This is a genomic window from Neorhizobium sp. PAMB6716, from assembly GCF_058242805.1.
On record NZ_CM177835.1, the window covers coordinates 3848762 to 3855424 of the forward strand.

The 6663-nt window shown below is 59.7% G+C and carries 3 protein-coding genes; 2 read left to right on the plus strand and 1 reads right to left on the minus strand.

Translation table 11 applies throughout. The features are described 5' to 3' along the window. The first annotated feature begins 251 nt into the window (after nt 1-251). Both AC4CWH_RS18615 and clpB read left to right on the plus strand, forming a co-directional pair. A complete protein-coding gene (locus tag AC4CWH_RS18615; protein ID WP_491319863.1) occupies nt 252-1040 on the plus strand; it encodes a DUF4167 domain-containing protein in 789 nt (262 codons plus the stop codon). A 219-nt stretch (nt 1041-1259) separates the two neighbouring features. Next, on the plus strand, nt 1260-3863 hold the full coding sequence (gene clpB / locus AC4CWH_RS18620) for an ATP-dependent chaperone ClpB (RefSeq protein WP_491319864.1): 2604 nt from the start codon (nt 1260-1262) through the stop codon (nt 3861-3863). 66 nt (nt 3864-3929) lie between these two features. On the opposite strand, the gene AC4CWH_RS18625 is transcribed toward clpB, so the two are convergent. Continuing rightward, on the minus strand, nt 3930-5867 hold the full coding sequence (locus AC4CWH_RS18625) for a M23 family metallopeptidase (protein WP_491319865.1): 1938 nt from the start codon (nt 5865-5867) through the stop codon (nt 3930-3932). Nucleotides 5868-6663: the final 796 nt, after the last annotated feature.

Genomic DNA, 6663 nt, shown 5'->3' on the forward strand with positions numbered 1-6663 from the left:
GCGGGCACGCACTGGGCAGCTGGGAATGAACGGAGATTCGTTCAGGTTAAGCTCAACCGGAAGCTGGCCTTTTTCGGAAGGCCTCAAGGGTTGAACGTTACCTAGTGTGTGATTCAGATAAACTGACTTCCACTAGCGGCGGGACGGATGGATCGACCCTGTCCGCGGCACGTGAAGCCTTGTTCCGGCAGTTGCCGGCTGGCCGCGTGGCCCTTAATCAGCAAAGCACAAAGAATTCAGGTGAAAGATCGATGAGGCCAGGACAGCAAAACAAGCGTGGTCGGGGGCGCGGCAATAACAACAACAATAACAACAATGGCGGCGGCGGTGGTGGCGGTAACAATTTTAACCGCAAGGGCTCCAACCCGCTGACCCGGACCTACGACAGTTCCGGCCCCGATGTGAAGATCCGCGGCACAGCCCAGCATATTGCGGAAAAATATTCGACCCTTGCCCGCGATGCGCAGAGCGCCGGCGACCGTGTCATGGCCGAAAACTATCTCCAGCACGCCGAACATTATAACCGCATCATTGCAGCAGCCCAGGCGCAGATGCAGGAACGTGTCCAGCACGCCGATCGCCAGGATTATAATGATCGCGACAATGATCGTGATGGCGACGACATGGATATGGGCGATAACGACGACAACGGCTACCAGCAGCAGTATCAGCCGTCGCAGCAACATCAGCCGCAGCAATCGCAGCCTCAGCCGCCACAGCCCCAGGCTCAACCGCCGCAACCGCAAGCCCAGCCGGCTCCGCGCCAGCAGACCCCGCGTCAGCCCGCAGCGCCCAAGGTGGCTCCAGCCCCGGTGGTTGTTGCCGAAGCACCCGTCATCGATGGCAGCGGTCCGCAGCCGGTGATCGAAGGCACGCCTGCCGAAGTTGCAATCGAGGAAGAAGGCGGCGCACCGCGCGAACGCCAGCCGCGCCGCCGCAATGCCAGCAACCGTCCGCGCCGTCCGCGTCGCACGGCGGAAGGCGAAGGTGAAGCAAGCCCTGAAGGCGAGCCTTCGCTTGCCGATGCTGCAGGCGAATAAGCCTTCGATCCCTCAGGATCTGACAATCATCAAACCCCGGCCGTCTGGTCGGGGTTTTTCTGTTTGCGGTCTTTAAACCCATGAAAACCGCCACCATATTGGCCTCACGATGCCGTGTTCGATTGCAAAAGAATGCGGCGCGGGCTCGCCTTTTGAGGGGGCTCAATCTCAATTATCGGCTTGCGCCTATAAGGGCAGGACGATCCATGGAGGTCAGTCATGAATATCGAAAAATACTCCGAGCGCGTGCGCGGTTTCCTGCAATCGGCGCAAACCCATGCCCTGTCGGAAGGGCACCAGCAGTTTACGCCAGAGCATGTGCTGAAGGTTCTGCTCGACGACGAGCAGGGCATGGCCTCGTCGCTGATCGAACGCGCCGGCGGCAGGCCTAAGGATGCGCGCATTGCCAATGATGCAGCACTTGCCAAGCTGCCGAAAATCTCCGGCGGCAATGGCCAGGTTTATCTGGCGCAGCCGCTTGCCAAGGTTTTCACCACTGCCGAAGAAGCTTCCAAGAAGGCCGGTGACAGTTTCGTTACCGTGGAACGCCTGTTGCAGGCGCTGGCCATCGAAACCTCTGCCTCCACATCGGCAACCCTGAAGAAGGCTGGCGTGACCGCGCAGGCGCTGAACCAGGTGATCAACGACATCCGCAAGGGCCGCACCGCCGACAGCGCCAATGCCGAACAGGGTTTTGACGCCTTGAAGAAGTTCGCCCGCGACCTGACCGAGGAAGCCCGCGAAGGCCGGCTCGATCCGGTGATCGGCCGTGACGACGAGATCCGCCGCACGATCCAGGTCCTGTCGCGCCGCACCAAGAACAATCCGGTTCTGATCGGTGAGCCGGGCGTCGGCAAGACGGCGATTGCCGAAGGTCTCGCCTTGCGCATCATCAATGGTGACGTGCCGGAAAGCCTGAAGGACAAGAAGCTGATGGCGCTCGATATGGGCGCGCTGATTGCCGGCGCGAAATATCGCGGCGAATTCGAGGAGCGCCTGAAGAGCGTTCTCTCCGAAGTGCAGTCGGAAAACGGCGATATCATCCTGTTCATCGACGAAATGCATACGCTGGTCGGTGCCGGCAAGGCGGATGGGGCGATGGATGCATCCAACCTCCTGAAGCCGGCGCTTGCCCGCGGCGAACTGCACTGCGTTGGTGCCACCACGCTTGATGAATACCGCAAGCATGTGGAAAAGGATCCGGCCCTTGCCCGCCGTTTCCAGCCCGTGATGGTGGACGAGCCGACGGTGGAAGACACGATCTCCATCCTGCGTGGCCTTAAGGAAAAATACGAGCAGCACCACAAGGTGCGGATCTCCGATTCCGCGCTTGTGGCGGCGGCGACCCTTTCCAACCGCTACATCACAGACCGTTTTCTGCCGGACAAGGCCATCGACCTCATGGACGAGGCGGCATCGCGTTTGCGCATGCAGGTGGACAGCAAGCCGGAAGAGCTGGACGAGCTGGATCGCCGCATCATGCAGCTGAAGATCGAGCGCGAGGCCCTGAAGAAGGAAACCGATACGTCTTCGGCTGACCGGCTGAAGCGGCTGGAAACCGAACTCACTTCCATCGAGGAACAGGCCGATGCGCTGACGGCCCGCTGGCAGGCGGAAAAGCAGAAGCTCGGCCTGGCCGCAGACCTGAAGCGCCAGCTGGACGAAGCCCGCAACGAACTGGCGATTGCCCAGCGCAAGGGCGAGTTCCAGCGTGCCGGTGAGCTGGCTTACGGCGTCATTCCGGGTCTCGAAAAGGATCTGGCAACAGCCGAAGCCCATGATGGCGCAGGCCCCGATGCTATGGTGCAGGAAGTGGTGACGCCCGATAACATCGCCCATATCGTGTCCCGCTGGACAGGCATTCCCGTCGACAAGATGCTGGAAGGCGAACGCGACAAGCTTTTGCGCATGGAAGACGAACTTGCGCGTTCCGTGGTGGGGCAGGGCGATGCGGTGCAGGCTGTGTCGCGGGCCGTGCGTCGTGCGCGCGCCGGCCTTCAGGATCCAAACCGGCCGATTGGTTCGTTCATCTTCTTGGGGCCAACTGGCGTTGGGAAGACAGAGCTTACCAAGTCGCTCGCCCGGTTCCTGTTCGATGATGAAACCGCAATGGTTCGCCTCGACATGTCGGAGTACATGGAGAAGCATTCCGTCTCGCGGCTGATCGGGGCACCTCCGGGTTATGTCGGTTATGACGAGGGCGGGGCGCTGACGGAAGCCATCCGCCGCAAACCCTATCAGGTCGTGCTGTTCGACGAGATCGAGAAAGCGCATCCTGACGTCTTCAACGTTCTCCTGCAGGTGCTCGATGACGGGCGCCTGACGGACGGGCAGGGCCGCACGGTCGACTTCAAGAACACGATCATCATCATGACCTCAAACCTTGGGGCGGAATATCTGACGTCGCTGGGTGAAAACCAGGATGTCGATAGCGTGCGCGAGCAGGTGATGGATGTGGTGAAGGCCTCGTTCCGGCCGGAGTTTTTAAACCGCGTCGACGAGATCGTTCTGTTCCACCGTCTGGCCCGCAGCGAAATGGGCGCCATCGTCGATATCCAGATGGTACGCCTGCTGCAGCTTCTGGCGGATCGCAAGATCACGCTGGAACTGGGTGCGGATGCCCGCGAATGGCTGGCAGACAAGGGTTATGATCCTGTCTACGGCGCACGTCCCTTGAAGCGCGTGATCCAGAAATATGTTCAGGATCCGCTCGCCGAACAGATCCTCGGCGGCACGGTGCCGGATGCTTCCACAGTCAAGGTCAGCGCCGGCTCCGACCGGTTGCTGTTTAACGTGAAAAGGCATGTCGCCGAAGCGGCATGACGATCAAGGGCCATCCCTCGGGGTGGCCCTTTTTTTTGACCGAGCACCACGATCACTCGGAATGGCTTACTTGGCGGCGACCTGTTCGCTGCTATTGCTGGTCAGAAGCGCATCGATCCGCTTGCGTTCTTCCTCGAAGCGGGCAAGCGGCGTGCCGGAGAGCGATTTGCCGCCCGGCAGGCGCACCTTCATGGAATCCACCTTCGTGCCGTTGACGATAAGCTCGTAATGCAGATGCGCTCCGGTGGAGGAGCCGGTCGAGCCGACATAACCAATGACCTGGCCCTGCGTGATGCGTGCGCCTTCACGCACGCTTTTGACGATAGCGCTCTGGTGGTTATAGGAAGTCTCATAGCCATTGGCGTGGCGCACAATCGTCTGGTTGCCATAACCGGATGCCCAGCCCGCCTTTTCCACGATACCATTGCCGGTCGCAATAATCGGTGTGCCGCGAGGTGCTGCCCAGTCGGTGCCGGTGTGCATGCGGGAATAACCGAGGATCGGGTGCCGGCGCATACCAAAACCGGAGGTCAACCGACCGTTGGGCACGGGGTTGCGCAGCAGGAACTGGCGGATGCTCTTGCCGTCCTGGTCGAAATAATCGACCGAATTGTCCTCGAGGTTCTGGTAGCGGTAAAAGCGGGTTACGGTGTCACCGAACTTCGCGCTGACATACAGAAGCTCGGAATGCGGTCCGGCGCGTCCCTGTTCGTCAGCAGCTGAAAAGAACGCCTCGATCGTATCGCTCGGTCTCAGCTGCGCTTGCAGATCGACGCTGCTTGCCAGCAATTTCACCATGGTTGCCGTCATATCGGCCGTCATCCCGTAGGAGAGGGCGGCCCGGTATATGCCGTCATAAACACTGGGAAGCTCGCGGCCGGACAGGATGACCGGCGCATCGTCGGAAAATGCGCTGTCGACGGCATCGAGGTGAATGGGCTCGGCGCCGTTGACGAATTGTCCACGGTCATCAACAGCAATGGTCGCGACGTGCTGACCCTTGCGATACAGGCTGGCGCGAATGATCGACACCATTTCGCCCTCCTGGATCAGGCCGATGCGCAGCACGTCACCCTGCTGAAGATCCGCAGTGCCAAGTTTTTCGCTGAGATGCGTGGCGATATCGCCGGCCTGTTCCTTGGGATAACCGACGGCGGCCATCGCGTCGATAATGCCGGACGGCTGGCGCAGCGGAATTACATCCTCGGCATAGTCTCGCGTTTTGGATGTCGTCGGTTCCGGTGCCGAAACCGACATGTTTTCTTCCACGACGCGGGCCGACAAAGGGCCGCCGATGGAGGGAAGGCCATCTTCATCCCCATCGAACCGCTGAGGGTCCACATAGGTGAGCGCCGAAATCTGCGCCGTACCATCGGTCAGGATAGAGCCGTTGGTGCGCACATTCTCTTCCACCTCGTCAAGCGACATGCCCGGCGCGAAGGGCAGTTTGGCGGAGGAGACGGGAAATGGCATTGTCTGCAGGCTGACATCGGACTCCACTTCGGAGCCGTAGATCATAGCGGTATTCGAGGGGGTACCGGTATCGCTGTCGCCACTGGAAAAGATCGTCAGGGGATCGAAGGGTGGGTAATTTTCCGTTGCGACATGGTTTGCGGCCAGCGTCATCTTCACATGTGAAAAGGGCTGGCGGCGCACGACTTCCTTGGCGCCGTCCTTGACCACGGTTGCCACTTCCAGAACCTTGCGGTCCGTTGGCATCGCAATGACGTTGTTGGTCAGCAAACGGCCGCCGCGGGAAACACCGTCGGCTTTGGAAGGGGAGGGCAAGGCGGCAAAGGCTTCGGCGGGAATGGCCAGCTGCTGGCGACCGTCAAGCGCTGCAAAGAGCGCGACCCCCATCAGGATGGAAGAGGTGATGCCGGTGAGGAAGGTGCCTGACAGCCAGCGCAGCGAAATTTCCCGCCGATCGGGCGCACGACGGCCATCCGCAAGGATCGGCGCCTCGTTCCCGAGAGAGGACAACATGCTGCGCGTCGTTGTCATTCCTGTCGTTCTCTCCCCTGTTCCCTTGCATCGTGGCACATTGGCGCAAGGATGTGCCGAATTAGAGCCCGAGAGTCAAATTATCCGGCAGCTTCGCCAGCCCCCAAGGCTCTCAAACCCCGTCCCCGGGCTCTCAGTTAAGCCTGGAATGTGGATTTGTCTGGGCGCTCGCAAGGTGCCTCGCGCGTATACGCACACGAGCGCGCGTTCTCCCCAGGAATTTCGTCTGATGGCGCCACCTTTGAGGGCGCATCCGTGCCGCATAACGCCCCGCTTTTGATCTGATTGCGCGTCATGTCATTGCCATGACGAAATTTCCCCCACGATTTCAATGCCTTCCTCGATTTTCTGGATTTCGCGAAACTTGTCTGTTGACGGTTCGGGGTGTCGGATCTATAAGCCACATCACTGACGAGGGCGGCGGCGCTGCTAGCGACGAAGTCCTTCGTTCTGGGGTTTCCGAGGAAACCTTCTAAGACATTCAAATTGAAATTGGCGGATTTGCTGATTTTGGGGCCGGGTTTCGGTTTGGCTCTTGGGTGTTTATCGACTGCGGGTTTTGGCTTTTGCGGTCTGTTTTTTGACAATTGAATATGAGAAGAAAGAGAAACGTGGTCGGCGGAGTTTCGCGGACGGTTTTTAGGAACTGTCTTTGGATACGATTACAGACGGTCACGTTTTGATATGAGAACACCATTTTTGCTGGGTTCGGATGCCTTTCGCCATTCCTTTGGAATGACGGGACCCGAACCGTGCGATACGGCGCAGTGATGCATTGTATTGTTTAGGGCAGGAA

What these genes read in the sequence shown, in the direction of transcription:
- AC4CWH_RS18615 (WP_491319863.1), top strand. Translation starts at nt 252, where the DNA reads ATGAGGCCAGGACAGCAAAACAAGCGTGGTCGGGGGCGCGGCAATAAC.
- clpB (WP_491319864.1), top strand. Translation starts at nt 1,260, where the DNA reads ATGAATATCGAAAAATACTCCGAGCGCGTGCGCGGTTTCCTGCAATCG.
- AC4CWH_RS18625 (WP_491319865.1), bottom strand. Translation starts at nt 5,867, where the DNA reads ATGACAACGACGCGCAGCATGTTGTCCTCTCTCGGGAACGAGGCGCCG.